General features: G+C 67.0%; 15 protein-coding genes. 9 read left to right on the plus strand and 6 right to left on the minus strand.

The window, feature by feature from the left end; all coding sequences use genetic code 11:
• Positions 1 to 69: 69 nt before the first annotated feature.
• Positions 70 to 1,293: a S1 family peptidase gene (locus tag ON40_RS08765; RefSeq protein WP_040820474.1), complete on the minus strand. Its 1,224-nt coding sequence runs from the start codon at positions 1,291 to 1,293 to the stop codon at positions 70 to 72.
• 132 nt (positions 1,294 to 1,425) lie between these two features.
• Between ON40_RS08765 and ybeY the strand changes: the two genes are divergently transcribed.
• The 8 genes from ybeY (at position 1,426) to ON40_RS08805 (ending at position 6,723) form a co-directional block, all read left to right on the plus strand.
• Positions 1,426 to 1,980: an rRNA maturation RNase YbeY gene (ybeY, locus tag ON40_RS08770; protein WP_040820476.1), complete on the plus strand. Its 555-nt coding sequence runs from the start codon at positions 1,426 to 1,428 to the stop codon at positions 1,978 to 1,980.
• A 70-nt stretch (positions 1,981 to 2,050) separates the two neighbouring features.
• Positions 2,051 to 3,355 carry a hemolysin family protein gene (locus ON40_RS08775; RefSeq protein ID WP_040820479.1) on the plus strand — a complete coding sequence of 435 codons (1,305 nt, stop codon included), beginning with the start codon at positions 2,051 to 2,053 and terminating at the stop codon, positions 3,353 to 3,355.
• Entirely contained in the window at positions 3,348 to 3,713 is a 366-nt protein-coding gene (locus ON40_RS08780; protein ID WP_040820481.1) for a cytidine deaminase-like protein, read from the plus strand. Before ON40_RS08775 ends, ON40_RS08780 begins: the two co-directional genes overlap by 8 nt.
• Positions 3,710 to 4,636 carry a GTPase Era gene (gene era, locus ON40_RS08785; RefSeq protein ID WP_040820483.1) on the plus strand — a complete coding sequence of 309 codons (927 nt, stop codon included), beginning with the start codon at positions 3,710 to 3,712 and terminating at the stop codon, positions 4,634 to 4,636. The genes ON40_RS08780 and era overlap by 4 nt, the downstream gene beginning before the upstream one ends.
• A gap of 98 nt (positions 4,637 to 4,734) precedes the next feature.
• Positions 4,735 to 5,148, plus strand: a complete 414-nt coding sequence (locus ON40_RS08790) for a hypothetical protein (RefSeq protein ID WP_169541838.1) — start codon at positions 4,735 to 4,737, stop codon at positions 5,146 to 5,148.
• A gap of 208 nt (positions 5,149 to 5,356) precedes the next feature.
• Positions 5,357 to 6,130, plus strand: a complete 774-nt coding sequence (gene recO / locus ON40_RS08795) for a DNA repair protein RecO (protein ID WP_040820755.1) — start codon at positions 5,357 to 5,359, stop codon at positions 6,128 to 6,130.
• Positions 6,131 to 6,160: 30 nt separating this feature from the next.
• Entirely contained in the window at positions 6,161 to 6,352 is a 192-nt protein-coding gene (locus ON40_RS08800; RefSeq protein ID WP_040820487.1) for a hypothetical protein, read from the plus strand.
• Positions 6,349 to 6,723 (plus strand): type II toxin-antitoxin system death-on-curing family toxin, encoded by a 375-nt coding sequence (locus tag ON40_RS08805; RefSeq protein WP_040820489.1) that lies wholly within the window; start codon positions 6,349 to 6,351, stop codon positions 6,721 to 6,723. Before ON40_RS08800 ends, ON40_RS08805 begins: the two co-directional genes overlap by 4 nt.
• A gap of 10 nt (positions 6,724 to 6,733) precedes the next feature.
• Here the strand turns inward: ON40_RS08805 and ON40_RS08810 are convergent, their stop codons facing one another.
• The 5 genes from ON40_RS08810 to ON40_RS08830 form a co-directional block, all read right to left on the minus strand.
• On the minus strand, positions 6,734 to 7,597 hold the full coding sequence (locus ON40_RS08810; RefSeq protein WP_040820490.1) for a carbohydrate ABC transporter permease: 864 nt from the start codon (positions 7,595 to 7,597) through the stop codon (positions 6,734 to 6,736).
• Positions 7,594 to 8,514: a carbohydrate ABC transporter permease gene (locus ON40_RS08815; protein WP_040820492.1), complete on the minus strand. Its 921-nt coding sequence runs from the start codon at positions 8,512 to 8,514 to the stop codon at positions 7,594 to 7,596. The genes ON40_RS08810 and ON40_RS08815 overlap by 4 nt, the downstream gene beginning before the upstream one ends.
• A complete protein-coding gene (locus tag ON40_RS08820; protein WP_040820493.1) occupies positions 8,511 to 9,821 on the minus strand; it encodes an ABC transporter substrate-binding protein in 1,311 nt (436 codons plus the stop codon). Before ON40_RS08820 ends, ON40_RS08815 begins: the two co-directional genes overlap by 4 nt.
• Before the next feature lie 133 nt (positions 9,822 to 9,954).
• Positions 9,955 to 11,184 carry a cytochrome P450 family protein gene (locus ON40_RS08825; protein ID WP_040820495.1) on the minus strand — a complete coding sequence of 410 codons (1,230 nt, stop codon included), beginning with the start codon at positions 11,182 to 11,184 and terminating at the stop codon, positions 9,955 to 9,957.
• Positions 11,185 to 11,195: 11 nt separating this feature from the next.
• Complete coding sequence (locus tag ON40_RS08830) at positions 11,196 to 12,458, minus strand: cytochrome P450 (protein WP_040820496.1); 1,263 nt, start codon at positions 12,456 to 12,458, stop codon at positions 11,196 to 11,198.
• A 452-nt stretch (positions 12,459 to 12,910) separates the two neighbouring features.
• On the opposite strand from ON40_RS08830, the gene ON40_RS08840 reads away from it, so the two are divergent.
• Positions 12,911 to 15,058, plus strand: a complete 2,148-nt coding sequence (locus ON40_RS08840) for a phosphocholine-specific phospholipase C (protein ID WP_040820499.1) — start codon at positions 12,911 to 12,913, stop codon at positions 15,056 to 15,058.
• The last annotated feature ends 53 nt before the right edge of the window (positions 15,059 to 15,111 follow it).

Raw genomic sequence — 15,111 nt, forward strand, 5'->3', positions numbered from 1 at the left:
TCGACGTCCGTTCTGTCGGATGCGAATTCGCTACGGCCCGAACCTGTTCGGGCCGTAGGTCGCGCGCGTTCAGCTGGTGCGCAGGTGCAGTCCCGGGTTCTGGTCCAGGACGTCGGCGACGGATTGCGCGATCATGGCGATCTGCGGGACGTAGGGCAAGACTCCACCGACCAGCGGGCCGATCTGCTGGAAGGGCTGAGGGCCGATCTGTTGCAGGATGCGGCCCAGGGTGATCGGGGAGCCGGGCGGGGCCGGCGGCAGGACGCCGGGGCGGTCGGTGGGGAATCGTGAAGGGTCGGAATAGATTCCGCCGTCGCTGATGATGCCCATCGCGAGGGTTCCGGAGATCAGTGCGCCGCCGCTGTCGCCGGGCAGGGCCAGGGCGGTGTGTTTGAAGCGGATCGGCGGGCGCTGCGGGTCGGGCTGGTCCACGGCGGTGATCACGCCGCAGGTGAATCCGGTCGTGGACCCCGATTTGCACACCGGCGCACCGGAAACCGGAATGCCGACGCCGGTGATCCGGATCGCGGGTCCGCCGATCGGTCCGCGAACGAGGTTGTTGCGGAACGAGTTTCGCGCCGCCGGGCTGATCCGCACGATCGAGTAGTCCCGGATGCCGTCCACCACCGACTTCTCGAACGAACCGGTCGCCGGACCGGTCACGTGGTCGTTCTGCCACGGGAAGGTCTGCTGGTCCGGGCTGATCGGGCGTCCGGCCAGGACGGACTCGTTGCAGTGACCCGCGGTCAGCGCCGCGGGCGTACCGTCCGCAGCGATCACGTTGAACGCCCAGGAGCATTTGGCCGCCTGTTTGCTCGGTGGCGTGCGGCTCAGATAGACATCGCCTCCGGCGATCGGACCCGTCGGGGCGCTGGAAGACGGTGTGTCCTGCGCCGCCGGGATCTGTCGATCGGTCCGATCATTCTGGGGCACAGCCGAATTGGACGGATCGACCGGATCATCGCTGAGCTGGAAACCCGCTTGCTGCGCCGCCGCCCGTGCGGCCGCACCGACGGCCGCGACCATCGCCCGGCCGTCCGGGCCGAGCCGGACCCCGCGCACCGATCCCGGCGACAGTCGCTGCTCGGTCGCGGCGAAGGCGGCCAGTTGCTGGGCCAGATCCGCCCGTCGCTGATACTCCGGAAGGGAGATGCCCAGGTCGCGGCGAACCGCCGTGGCCAGCGAACCGGCGTCCGGCGCGGCGGGTGGCGCCGCCGCGGCCACCGGCGCGCACACCATGAGGGCGAAAACTGTCGCGACCGCGGCATGGCCTGCTGTGCGTGTGGTCTTCACCGCCGCGAACCTATCAGCAGACGCACGGTTCGGTGGCTTGCCGCGCCAGGTTCGTCGGCAGGCGCATCGGCCGACTGAGCAGCGGCGGCGCAGTGCGCGGACGCTGGGCGTCAGTGGCCTAAGCTGTGCGGCGTGAGTATCGAGATCGCCAACGAATCGGGAATGGACGTTCCCGAGGAAGATCTGGTCAGCGTCGCACGTTTCGCGATCGGCCGCATGGACGTGCATCCGGCGGCCGAGCTGTCGATGGTGCTGGTCGATCTCAACACCATGGCCGATCTGCATATGCGCTGGATGGACCTGCCGGGCCCGACCGACGTGATGTCCTTCCCGATGGACGAACTCGAACCGGGCGGTCGCCCCGACGGCGCCGAGCCGGGCCCGTCCATGCTCGGCGACATCGTGCTGTGCCCCGAATTCGCCGCGGCCCAGGCGGCCAAGGCCGGGCATTCGCTGGACCACGAGCTCGCGCTGCTGACCGTGCACGGCGTCCTGCACCTGCTCGGCTACGACCACGCCGAGCCGGAGGAGGAGAAGGAGATGTTCGGCCTGCAGAACACCCTGCTCGCCGAATGGTACGAGAGCCTGCGCGAGGCCCAGCGCCGCGCCGACCTCGCCGAACGAGACCGCAAACTCCTGGGCAAAACCGGATTCGGCGACGCGGGCGATCCACTGGACCCGGCATGAACGGTCAGGCCCGGAGGCGGCAGCGGAGCGTCACCACCCAGGGCCCCGTTCATGCCGCCGGGACAGCACCGTGAACACACTGGTCCTGCTGCCGCTGGCGATTGCGCTGGTTCCGGTGGGCGGGGTGTTCGCGGCGCTGGATGCGGCGCTGGCCACCGTATCGCCCGCGCGGGTGGAGGATCTGGTTCGTGCGGATCGGGGCGGGGCGCGCCGGCTGGCTCGGATCATCGCCGAACGGCCCCGCTATGTGAATCTGATGGTGCTGTTGCGGCTGGTCTGCGAGATCACCGCGACGGTGCTGCTGGCCGCGGCGCTGCTGAACACGCTGGGCACCGGCTGGGCGCTGGTGGTGACCGCGGTGGTCATGGTGCTGGTGGACTACCTGGTGATCGGCGTCGGGCCGCGCACGCTCGGACGTCAGCACGCGTATTCGATAACGCTCACCGCCGCACTGCCCCTGCAGGCGCTCGGCGCACTGCTGGGCCCGCTGAGCCGGCTGCTCATCGCGGTCGGCAACGCGATCACCCCGGGGCGCGGATTTCGCAACGGCCCCTTCGCTTCCGAGGTCGAACTGCGCGAGGTCGTGGACATGGCGCAGAAGAGCGGTGTGGTGGATTCGGATGAGCGCCGGATGATCCAGTCGGTCTTCGAACTCGGTGACACCTCGGCACGCGCGGTGATGGTGCCGCGCACCGAGATGGTGTGGATCGAGGCGGACAAGTCCGCGGCGCAGGCGACCTCGCTGGCGGTGCGCTCGGGACATTCGCGCATTCCGGTGATCGGCGAGAACGTCGATGACATTCTCGGCGTCGTCTATCTGAAAGACCTTGTGCCGTACGGGGATCGCAGCCGCAAGGTGGCGGTGCGCGAGGTGATGCGACCGGCGGTGTTCATCCCGGATTCCAAACCGCTGGACGCGCTGCTGGACGAGATGCAGCGTCGCCGTAACCATATGGCGCTGCTGGTCGACGAATACGGTGGTATCGCGGGTCTGGTCACCATCGAGGACGTCCTCGAGGAGATCGTCGGGGAGATCGCCGACGAGTACGACACCGACGAGATCGCACCCGTGGAACAGCTCGGCAACGACAAATTCCGTGTCTCGACCCGGCTTTCGATCGAAGATCTTGGGGAGCTGTTCGGCATGGAGATCGACGAGGAGGACGTCGACACCGTCGGCGGTCTGCTCGCGCACGCGCTCGGACGCGTGCCGCTGCCCGGATCCAAGGGCGTCATCCACGGCCTGCAACTGCGGGGTGAGGGCGGCGCGGACGGGCGGGGCCGGATGCGGGTGCACACCGTGGTGGTGCGCCGGGCGCCGGAGAAGAAACACGATCGCGAACTCGGATACGAGGATGGAGACAGCAATGAGTGACACTGCGCCGCAGGCCGGTGGTTTGGATCCCGAGGACGAGAAGCTGCTGGTGCTCGCGCGCGGCGCGATGGGACGCACCGGCGGCAGCAGCGGCGCGGCGGTCCGCGACACCGACGGCCGCACCTACGCCGCGGGCGCGGTGGAGCTGCGGGCGTTGACACTCACCGCGCTGCAGGCCGCGGTGGCCGCGGCGATCTCCAGTGGCGCAGAGGGATTCGAGGCCGCGGTGGTGATCGGCGCCTCGTTCCACGATGCCGGAATCTCGGCGGTGCGCGAGATCTCGTCGTCGGGGAAGATCATCTTCGCCGATCGGAACGGCGCGGTCTACGACACCGTCGGCGCCGAGGCAACCCAATGAGCGATGCCGAATTCCGTTCCGGCTTCGTCTGTTTCGTGGGGCGGCCGAATACCGGCAAGTCCACGCTCACCAATGCGATGGTGGGACAGAAGATCGCGATCACCTCTTCGCGGCCGCAGACCACCCGGCACACCATTCGCGGCATCGTGCATCGCGAGCACGCGCAGCTGATCCTGGTCGACACCCCGGGCCTGCACCGGCCGCGCACGCTGCTCGGCCAGCGGCTCAACGACCTCGTGCGCGACACCTACTCCGAGGTCGACGTGATCGCGCTGTGCATTCCGGCCGACGAGAAGATCGGTCCCGGCGATCGGTGGATCCTGACCCAGATCCGGCAGATGGCCCCGAAGACGACGCTGCTGGGCGTGGTCACCAAGATCGACAAGGTGGGGCGGGACCAGGTCGCCCAGCAGTTGGTCGCGGTGTCCGAACTGCTCGGCCCCGAGGCCGACGTGGTGCCGGTGTCGGCGGCGAAGGGGGAGCAGGTCGAGGTTCTCGTCGACGTCATCGCCTCGAAGATGCCCGAGGGGCCGGCGTTCTATCCGGACGGCGAGCTGACCGACGAGCCCGAGGAAACCCTGATGGCCGAGCTGATCCGCGAGGCCGCGCTCGAGGGCGTACGCGACGAGCTCCCGCATTCGCTGGCGGTGGTGATCGAAGAGGTGTTGCCGCGCGAAGGGTATGAGGGACAGGATGATTCGTCCTCGGAGATGCTCGACGTGCACGCCCTGCTCTACGTCGAACGGCCGAGTCAGAAGGCGATCGTGATCGGTAAGGGCGGCGCGCGGCTCAAGGAGGTCGGCACCAACGCCCGCAAACAGATCGAACACATCCTCGGTACGCGCATCTATCTGCATCTGCACGTGAAGGTGGCCAAGGACTGGCAGCGCGACCCGAAACAGCTCGGCAAGCTCGGTTTCTGAGTCCCGGAGTCACAGTGTGATCTCGGTCGGACGGTATTTCCGCAGGTGGCGCAAAAGGGCCGATGCATGCGGTGCCGGACGCACCTACGATCGGCGAGGTGAAGTGGATGTCCCGGGCGTTCGGCTCGAAAGAGCTGCCGCCCCAACTGCGTTCGGATATGGAATGGGAGGGGATCGTGGTATTCGGTCCCGTGGACGGATCGGTGGCACGACGCAGTTATCGGACTCCGTTGCACTATGCCTCCTCGAGCTGGGAGAACATCGGGCAGGGGACCGTCGCGATGAGTCGGCGGCGGTTCGTCGTATGGGGTAATCGGGAGGCGCTGATCGACGTCCCGCTCGGTCATCCGGCGATCTCGATGGAACTGCAAGGGCCCGAACGCATGTTGATCGAGGCGGACGACCGCGAGATCGATCGCACCCGTCGCGGCTGGACCACCCTGCTGTTGCGCACGATTCACGCCCCGCGCATCGCCCAGGTCTATGGCGAGAGCGGGTATCGCCCCGCCTGAACCCGGCACACCGGTCATCGAACGCAACACCGCCCAGGCCCGCGCCGCGTCGTGCGAGGCGCAGCCGGCGCAGGCGCAGCGGCGGATCGCTGAGCTCGAGGGGGCTCGCGGCTCTCTGGGCTGCTCGGTGGCGGACTGTAGTAGGGAGCCCGGCCGGGATGTGCGTGGCTCGGCGTGCCCGTTCGCGCGGCGTGGGAGGATGGGATCCGTGCAGTTGTATCGGGACCAGGCGATCGTGGTTCGCCAGCACAAGCTGGGGGAGGCCGATCGCATCGTCACGCTGCTCACGCGTCAGCACGGGCTGGTGCGGGCGGTGGCGAAGGGGGCGCGTCGCACCCGGTCCAAATTCGGGGCGCGGCTCGAGCCGTTCGCCTATGTCGACGTGCAGTTGTATCCCGGACGCAACCTCGACACCGTCACCCAGGTGCACACCGTGGAGGCGTTCGCCTCCGCCATCGTCGCCGACTACGGCCGCTACACCGCCGCGTGCGCGGTCCTCGAGACCGCCGAACGCCTGGCCGGTGAGGAGCGCGCCCCCGCACCTCGACTGCACACCCTGACCGCGGGCGCGTTGCGCGCGATCGCCGCCGCGCAGCGACCGCAGGAGTTGATCCTGGACGCATTCCTGTTGCGCGCCATGGGTTTCGCGGGCTGGGCTCCGGCTCTGGACGAATGCGCCCGCTGCGCGACCCCCGGCCCGCACCGCGCCTTCCACGTCGCCGCGGGCGGTGCGGTCTGCGTGCACTGCCGCCCGCCCGGTTCGGCCACGCCGTCGGTGGGCGTGCTCGAGTTGATGAGCGCGCTGTATCGCGGCGAATGGTCCGGCATCGAAGCCGTCCCCGAGAACATCCGCCGCCAGTCCAGCGGCCTCACCGCCGCCCACCTGCAATGGCACCTCGAACGCCAGCTCCGCACCCTGCCCCTGATCGAACGCACCCGCCCGCACGACACACCCGCGGAATCGGCCACCCGAGCGGGCTGACGCTGGTACCACAGTGGTACCATTCGGGGTGTGATCCGGCTGACCGAGCAGAACGAAAGCAGACTCCGCGACTATGCCCGCATCGAGGGGCAGTCCATGAATGCGATTGTGAATGCGGCTGTGTCCGAGTACATCGAGCGTCATGAACGGCGTGCCGAGGTGTCGAATGTAATCGCGGACCAGACCACGAAGTGGGCTGAATTGCTCGAGCGGCTCAAGTGAACTACCTCGAACTCGAGGATGTTCTGGAGATCGCTTACGTAGTCACCGACGGTGCAGTGAAGATGCGCGACATGGGGCTCCTCGCTTCCGCGGTCGCTCGTCCGCAAGGGCAAGCCTTCGGGACAGAGTTCTATTCGAGTGTCTGGGAAAAAGCTGCGGCGCTGATGCAGTCCTTGGCTTGTAATCATCCGCTGTTCGATGGAAACAAGCGCACTGCCTGGATTGCCTGCATGGCTTTTCTCGAGCTCAACGGTGCACCGAGCTTGCGGCCCGACATCGATGCAGCGGAAGTATTGGTGGTGAGTGTGGCCACGAGCAAGATCGACGACGTGCAAGTTATCGCCGAGGCATTGCGAGGTTTGGCGGAGTAGGGGCTGCCTGCTAGCGGCCCGCGAGGCCCGAAGTGGCGATGCCGCGGACGAACGCTTTCTGGGCGAAGGCGTAGATGACGATCATGGGCAGCAGCATCAGGATCGAGGCGGCCATCAGGACCGGCCAGTGCGAGGTGTACTGGCCCTGCATCCAGACCAGGCCCAGGTTGAGGGTGGAGATGCTGGTGCGCTGGATCATCACCAGCGGCCACAGGAAATCGTTCCAGACCGTCACCCAGGTCAGCACCGCGAGCACCATCACCGCCGGACGCGCGTGCGGCAGCAGGACCCGCCAGTAGGTCTGCCAGATCGTGCAGCCGTCCAGGATCGCGGCTTCCTCGAGTTCGGCGGGCAGGGTCAGGAAGAACTGCCGCATCAGGAAGGTGCCGAACGCGCTGCCGAACAGGCCGGGCACGATCATCGCCCACGGCGTGTCCACCCAGCCGAAGGTGCGCATGAGGATGAACTGCGGGATCACGGTGACCGTCAGCGGCACCATCAGCGTGGCCAGATAGGCCAGGAACAGCGTGTCACGGCCCCTGAACGGCAGGCGCGCGAACGCGTATCCGGCCAGCGAGCAGAAGAACACCTGCCCCGCGGTGACGCAGCCGGCGTAGATCACCGTGTTCAGGAACATCCGGCCGAACGGCACGTACTCGAACACGGTGCGATAGTTGGACCACTGCGGATGCGGCGGAATCAGCGAATTGGTCAGCTGCCCTTGCTTTTTCAGCGATCCGGACAGCGCCCACAGAATCGGGAACAGCGCACACCACGCCATCACCACCAGAACGACGTACGCCAGCAGCCCGCGCACGCTGCGCCGGGCGATGATGCGCTGATATCCGGGGGACAGTGGAGCGGGTCCGGTCATTGCTCATCCTTTCGTCCCATCCGTAGCTGCAGATAGGTCAGTACCAGCAGGATCGCGAACAGCACCCACGCCAGGGCCGATGCGTAGCCCAGGTCGTCGAATTGGAAGGCGTTCTGGAACAACATGATTCCGAAGATGTAGGTGCCGGATTCGGGGCCGCCCGCACCGCCGGTCAGGACATAGGCTTGATCGAATGCCTGGAAGGAATTGATGATCGAGATCACGAAGACGAATCCGATTGCGGGCCGGATCAGTGGGACGGTGATCGACAGGAATCGCCGGAAGCCCCCCGCGCCATCGATACGTGCGGCCTCGTGCAGATCCTCCGGTACCCCCTGCATGGCGGCCAGCAGTACCGCCGCGGCGAACGGCACACTCTTCCATATGCTGACCACACACAGCGAGGCCAGCGCCCAGTGCGGGTTGATCAGCCAGGGGACCGCTCCGATGCCGAACCAGTGCAACACGGCGTTGAGTACCCCGGTATCCGGGTCGAACGTGTAGTTCCACACCACCGCCATCGCGGCGACCGAGGACACCAGCGGCAGGAACATGATGCTGCGGAAGATGCCGATTCCCCTGACCTTCGCATTCAGCGCCGCGGCTACCGCCAGGCTGATCACTATCGTCGGCACCACCGTCGCGATCGTGAAGATCACGGTGTTGACCAGCGCGATGTAGAACATCGGATCGCCGGTGAACAGCCGCCGGTAGTTCGACACGCCGACGAATCGCGGTGCATGGAACAGATCCCATTGCTGAAAACTCAGATACAGCGAGAACAGCAGCGGGATCAGCATGAAGATCAACACCGCGAGCAGATTCGGCACGATGAACCGTCGCCCGGCCGTGGCCTTCATGCGGATCAGGGCCGATTGCCGCCGCGGTGTCCGGGGCCTGTCCTGGACCGCCGTCATACCGCACCCCTGAGCAGATCGTTGATATGCCTGGTCACATCACCTTTGAAGTAGGTGGCCGGAGCAGCGCCGCGCAGAACCCGGTCCGACGCGCGATGGAAGGCGTCATCGACGCGCGACCAATTCGGCGTCACCGGAATGGGATTCGAGTTCGACGGTCCCCCGGTCAGCACCTCGAGATTGCGAATCCCGCTGTGCGCCTTGGTGAAATCTTCGGAGTGCAGGGCCGCCTTCAATGCCGGAACGAACAAGCCGGACTTGGCCACCGCCTGTTGCCCCACCGGCCCGGTCGCGAATTTCACGAATTCCCAGGCCAATTCCTTGCGCGGGCTGGTCGCGGAGATACCCAGGCCCGTGGTGCCGATATCGGACTTCGCGCCGTGGCCGTGCGGTCCGACCGGCAGCACGGTGATGTCGAAATCCAGATCGGGCTCCGCGAGCATGGCACTGTACTGCCAATGGCCGGTCAGCACCATCGCGGCTCTGCCCTGGGAGAACAGCTGGATGGAGGGCAGTGCGTCGGCATCGGTCGAGCGCGGCGCGACATGATGACGTACCGCGAGATCGGCGTAGAACTGGAAGCCCTCGATGAACTGATCGCCGTCGATCGCGGTGCGTTGCGGATCGGTAGGCGGGACGAACCACTCACCGCCGTTGTTCATTCCGAAGATCGACGCCGAGTACCGCGGCACCGGCCAAGCGTCGGCGAATCCCCACTGGGTGGTCCGGCCCGAGGAGTCGCGCTTGGTCAGCGCCTGGGCCGCAGCGAGGAATTCGTCGAAGGTCCAGGCATCCTCCCAGCGGCCCGGCGGCGGCTGCACGCCTGCCTCCTCGAACAGTTTCTTGTTGTAGTACAGGAAGATTCCCGCCCACTGCTCGGGTAGCACGTATTGCCCGCCGCGATAGCGGAACAAGTCGTAGACCGCTGGTTCGCCATCTGCGCGCAGTTGGGCCGCGTAGGCCGGATCGGCGTCCAGGTAGGTGTCGAGATTCTCGAGGATGCCCAGTTCGACGAAGTGCGAATAGGATTCCCACTGCATCACCACATCCGGGCACTTGCCACCGGCAGCGTAGGTGAGGATTTGTTGAGTCGGGTTGGGCCCCGACATCTGCGCCTGGATCTCGATCTCCGGATGCAACTTCGTGAATGCCTCGATGATCTGCATCCGCACCTTGGCCTCATCGGGTGCGGCCTGGAAGAAGAAGGTCAGCGCGTCGGAACTCGATCCGCAGCCCGCCAGGCTCGGCACGGCCAGAGCCGCACCCGCCAAGGCGCCACTACGGAGCAGATCACGCCGGTTGAGCATCAGCGCCCTCCCGAATCAGACTGGGACGAACCGACGCTCACGGTAACCGATCTCACGCGCCACAAGGGTGAGATTTGGGGTATGACACCGAAACGGGGACGCCGCGAACGCGACGTCCCCGAAGGTGACGGAACTATCGTGCAGGTTGCAGGATTACCGGCAACTCCACGTGCCCGTTCGAGATGAAACTCCCCAGCTTCGCCAATGTGCTTGGCTCCGTGGCGAATTGCATCTCCGGGAATTGCGTGAACAGCGCGGGCAGCGCGACCGTGGCCTCCATCCGGGCCAGCGGAGCGCCGATGCAGTGATGTGCGCCGTGACCGAAGGCCAGATGCTGATCCTTGGTGGAGCGCAGCGGATCGAACTCGTCGGCGGTGTCGCCGTGCACCTTCGGATCGCGGTTGGCCGCGGCATACGAGGCGAGGATGGCCTCGCCCTTGGGGATCGAGATGCCGTCGATCTCGATGTCCTCCACCGCATAACGCAGCGGCATATGAGCGACGGGAGCCTCGTAACGCAGCATCTCCTCGACCACGTCGGCCCAGGAGATCCGTTCGGCCAGTACGTCCTCGCGCAGTTGCGGCCGGGTCAGCAGGGCGTGGATCGACTGATCGATCAGATTCAGCGTGGTCTCGTGGCCCGCGTTGACGACCAGCATCAGCGTGTCCACGAGCTCCTTGTCCGTGAGCCGGGACCCGTCCTCCTGCTGGGTGCCGATCAGGACCGAGGTGATGTCGTCGCCCGGATTCTCCTTGCGGTAGGCGACGAGTTCGCCGACGAGCCCGGCCATTTCGACAAAGTTGGCCATCGACTCCTCGGGGGTGAGCGAGCCGTCGAAGAATCCGTCGACACATTTGTGGATGTCGGCGTCCAGATGTTCGGGCACACCCAGCAGTTGGCTGATCACCCGGATCGGGACCGGGTAGGCGTAACCGGCCCGCAGATCCACGGCCTCGCCGGGCGGGGTGGCGGCGAGCGTGTCCAGCAGATCCCGGGTGATCGCCTCGATGCGCGGACGCATGGCCTGGGTGCGGCGATTGGTGAACGCGGGGGAGACCAGGGTGCGCAGCCGCCGGTGCTCGGTGCCGTACGCGGTGAACATGTTCTCCGCGATCACCCACGGCAGCAGCGGCCACGACTCGGTGATATCGCCGTTGATGAATGCCGACCAGTGCTGCCGGGGATCCTTGGACACCCGGGAATCGGCCAGCAGGGTGCGCAGCAGCGTGGCATCGGTCACCGACCAGGCCGGCACGCCGCCGGGCAACTCGACCAGGGTCACCGGACCACGGGCGCGAATCCGGGCGGATTCGCCTTGGATATCGACGCCGCTGGTATCCAGAACGATCGGTTCGTGCACCATCAACGGACTCCTTACATCACATTCAACGCGGGAGACTTCGGGAAGACGACCGGCAGCGCTGCCATCGCCCGGTGGAAAGGTCCTGGCCGCCAGGATAATTCGTCCTTCCGGACGGCCAGGCGTAGTTCGGGAATCGCGTCCAGCAGCTGATCGATGGCGTCCTGTACGACCAGGTAGGCCACCGAGCGGGCCGGGCAGGCGTGCGGTCCGGCGCCCCACGCCAGATGCGACCGGTTGCCGGTGCGGTCGCCACCGGCGATGGCGGGATCGTTGTTGCATCCGGCCAGGCTGATCACCACCGGCTGGTGCGCGGGCAGCCAGGTGCTGTCGATCAGGATCGGCTGGCGCGGGTAGGTGATGGAGAAGTTCGCCATCGGCGGGTCGTTGAACAACACCTCGTCCAGGGCGTCGCGGGTGGAGGTTGCCCCGCCGAGGAAGCCGCCGCCGAAACGGTCGTCGGTGAGCATCAGCAGCAAGGTGTTGGTGATCAGATTCGTCTGCGGTTCGATGGCCGCGCCGTAGAAGCTGATCAGGTTGTAGAGCATCTCCTCGTCGTTCAGCCCGGCCGGGTGGTGGGCCAGACGGGAGGTGACGTCGTCGCCGGGTTCCGCGCGACGCAGTGCGATGAGTTCCATCATGGCCTCGGCCGTGTGCTGCATACCCCAGGCGGCGTTCTCGGTGTCGAACAGCGCGGCCATTCCGGTGGCGATGCGCTGGCCGATGTCCGGCGAGCAGCCCACCATCTGGTTCAGCGCCTCGAAGACCAGCGGGAACGCGTACTCGGCCTGCAGATCCGCCGAACCCTTCTCGCAGAAGGTGTTGATCAGCGGGATGGCGATCCGCTCGATCGTGGAATGCAGTGCGTGCAGGTCGATTCCGTCGATGGCGGCCACATAGGCCTGCCGGTAGCGGCTGTGCACCGTGCCGGCGTTGCGCAGCGCGTTGGGGTACCACTGCATCATCGGACGCACCGGACAGTCCTCCGGCACGGTGTCCTGCCAATGGCGCGGGTCGGCCGGGAAGTGCTCGGGATCGTTGAGGATCCGCAGGGCCGTGCGGTATCCGACGACGAGCGTCGCGGGAACACCCGGGGACAACTCGATCGGCACCAGCGAACCGTATTCGCGTCGCATCCACCGGTACGTCGAGTGCGGGTCCGCCGCGAATTCCGGGGTGTCCAGCAGGAATCGGGGCTCGTTCGAGTCGAGGGGTGATCCGTGCTGGACGGGACAGATTCCGGGCGTGGCCGTGCCGGACGGCGATGGCGTGCTCATGGGGGACTCCAGACGGTCGAACGAGAATACGGTCGAGGCGGGCGACTACGTCGGAACCATCTACCTCATAACCGTTGCAGGACAACGGGCTTCGGTGATGGCGGTCCGATGGACCGGGACGATCGACCGAAACCCGACGACCGTGCCAGATTAGCAGTACTGGTCGGAATGCTTTGCAGATCGCAGGCCACTTTCGGCAGGGGTGCCCGGCGCGCGACGGGACATCCGGCGCACGCCACCGGTCGTCGCCGACCGCGTCGCTGTGACCTGCGGGAAACGGGAACCGGAACAGCCGGTGACCTCGTTCACCGGACCGGTGGGCCGAATTCATCGGGGCGGTCGGCCGCGAGTAACCGTCAGTCCCTTTTCGCTTGCGATCCTGTCGTCATCCGGAGCCACCCGAAGTATCGGCGAGGACTTCTCGTCCACCGAATGTGTGGGGAGTCAGGCGGATGAACCGAACGTCCGGAACAACGCGCCGCACCGTACTCGGCGGCATGATGGGTGCGGCGGGAATCGCCGGGGTCGGCGCACTGCCCGGCCGGGCGGCTCGCGCGTCGGGTGCGCCGCGCCGGGGCAGTCTGGCCGATGTCCGGCACGTGGTGATCCTCATGCAGGAGAACCGCTCCTTCGATCATTACTTCGGCACCATGGCCGGGGTCCGCGGCTTCGGCGATCCCACCGCACTGCGCTCGTCCGCCGGACGTACCGCCGCGGGCGGGGCGGGTGCGCGATTCGCGGGCCGCGACCTCGGCAGTGCGCTGTCGGGTCCGGCGCCGAAACATCCGGGTACGGTGCTTGCCCAGCCCGATACCGGCAGCGGCGTCGGCTACCGGCTGCCGTTCCGGATCGATACCCGCGTGGTGGACGGCCAGGACATGTCGGATCTGAAACACGACTGGGCCTCGACCCATCGGGCCTGGGCGGGCGGCGCCTACGACGGGTGGGTGGCGGCCAAGTCGGCCATGACGATGGGTTACTTCACCGAGGCCGACATCCCGTTCCATCGCGCCCTGGCCGGTGCGTTCACGCTGTGTGACCATTACTTCTGCTCGATCCAGGGCCCGACGACGCCGAACCGGCTCTATCACTGGACCGGGACCATCGACCCCGAGGGGCGGCGGGGCGGGCCCGCGACCGACAATCCGCCCGACTACCGGCCGGTCTTCGACTGGACGACCTATCCCGAGCGGCTGGAGAAGGCGGGGGTTTCCTGGCAGGTCTACGCCGACGACGTCGCCGGTGACACCGACGAGATGTTCCTGGGCGATTTCGGCGACAATCCGCTGTGGTTGTTCCGGGCGTATCACGAGGCGCTGAACTCCGCCGATCCCGCGGTGCGGCGGCTGGCCGAGCGGGCCAATGTCACCGGCAGCTGGCCGCTGGCCACCGACGAGAACGGCAGGAGTGTCGATTACGTTCTGCGGCAATTCATCTCGGCCTGCCGGACGCATACCCTGCCGCAGGTCTCCTGGATCGTCGCACCGCAGGGGTACAGCGAACATCCCGCGGCACGCCCGGTGGACGGTGAGGCCTACGTCCAGCGGGTGCTGCAGGCGCTCTGGGCGGATCCGGAGCTGTGGCGCTCGACGGTGCTGCTGATCAATTTCGACGAGAACGACGGACTGTTCGACCATCTGGTGCCGCCGACCGCCCCGCCCGGGACGCCGGGGGAACAGTTGCCGCTCACCCAGACCGGCACGGGTGTGGCGATATCCGCCGACCCGCACGGTGCGCTGACCCCGATCGGGCTGGGGCCGCGGGTGCCGATGATCGTGGTCTCGCCGTGGAGCCGTGGGGGATGGGTCGACTCGCAGGTGTTCGATCACACCTCGGTGCTGCGCTTCCTCGAACAGTGGACCGGGGTGCGCGAGCCCAATATCTCGCAGTGGCGGCGCGCGGTCTGCGGAGATCTGCTCAGCTGCTTCGACTTCGAGAATCCCGATACCAGCATCCCTTCGCTGCCGGATGCGAAAGCGCTGCGCACCGAGGCGGATCGGACGCAGTCCAAACTGCCCGCACCCTCGCCTCCGGCGAAACAGTCGGTGCCGCATCAGGATCCGGGGGCGGTGAAGGCGCGGGCGCTGCCCTACCAGCCGATCGTGTGGGCCGAGGTGCGCGCGACGAGCCTCACGGTGCACCTGGCGAATCAGGGGCGGGCGGCGATCGCGTTCCAGGCGTACGCCTTTCGGCCCGAGGGTGGTGCGCAGGTGAGTCAGATCGTCGTCGAGGGCGGCGCGGCGACGTCGCGGGAGATCGCCTGGTCCGGGAACTACGACGTCGAGGTATACGCGCCGAACGGATTCCGGTTCTCGGCCGCCGGTGGCTCCGAGGAGATCGGGGTCGTCGCGTCGGCGGCGTTGCACGGTCCGGCGCAGGAGCCCGTTCTGGTGGTGAGCGTCCGGAATACGACCCCGGCGGAGGTCGTGTTCCTCGCCGATGGCGTGCGCATCGCCGTCCTGCCGGGCGCGACGCTCGACCTGGCCGTCCCGGCTTCGGACGGTTGGTACGACCTCACCCTGACCGGCGCCGTACCCGCCGCCTGGTCCCGCCGGTTCACCGGCCATCTGGAGAACGGCCGCCCCAGCCGGACCTGGTGAGCGCGGCGATCCGGCGCGCCGAGCGCAGCGGGAGATCTGGAAATTCCCCAGGC

It is taken from the genome of Nocardia jiangxiensis NBRC 101359 (assembly GCF_000308615.1).
GTDB classification, from domain to species: domain Bacteria; phylum Actinomycetota; class Actinomycetes; order Mycobacteriales; family Mycobacteriaceae; genus Nocardia; species Nocardia jiangxiensis.

Coding starts and splice junctions, on each gene's coding strand:
- ON40_RS08780 (WP_040820481.1), top strand. CDS start 3,348: ATGAGTGACACTGCGCCGCAGGCCGGTGGTTTGGATCCCGAGGACGAG.
- era (WP_040820483.1), top strand. CDS start 3,710: ATGAGCGATGCCGAATTCCGTTCCGGCTTCGTCTGTTTCGTGGGGCGG.
- ON40_RS08810 (WP_040820490.1), bottom strand. CDS start 7,597: ATGACCGGACCCGCTCCACTGTCCCCCGGATATCAGCGCATCATCGCC.
- ON40_RS08815 (WP_040820492.1), bottom strand. CDS start 8,514: ATGACGGCGGTCCAGGACAGGCCCCGGACACCGCGGCGGCAATCGGCC.
- ON40_RS08820 (WP_040820493.1), bottom strand. CDS start 9,821: ATGCTCAACCGGCGTGATCTGCTCCGTAGTGGCGCCTTGGCGGGTGCG.
- ON40_RS08825 (WP_040820495.1), bottom strand. CDS start 11,184: ATGGTGCACGAACCGATCGTTCTGGATACCAGCGGCGTCGATATCCAA.
- ON40_RS08830 (WP_040820496.1), bottom strand. CDS start 12,458: ATGAGCACGCCATCGCCGTCCGGCACGGCCACGCCCGGAATCTGTCCC.
- ON40_RS08840 (WP_040820499.1), top strand. CDS start 12,911: ATGAACCGAACGTCCGGAACAACGCGCCGCACCGTACTCGGCGGCATG.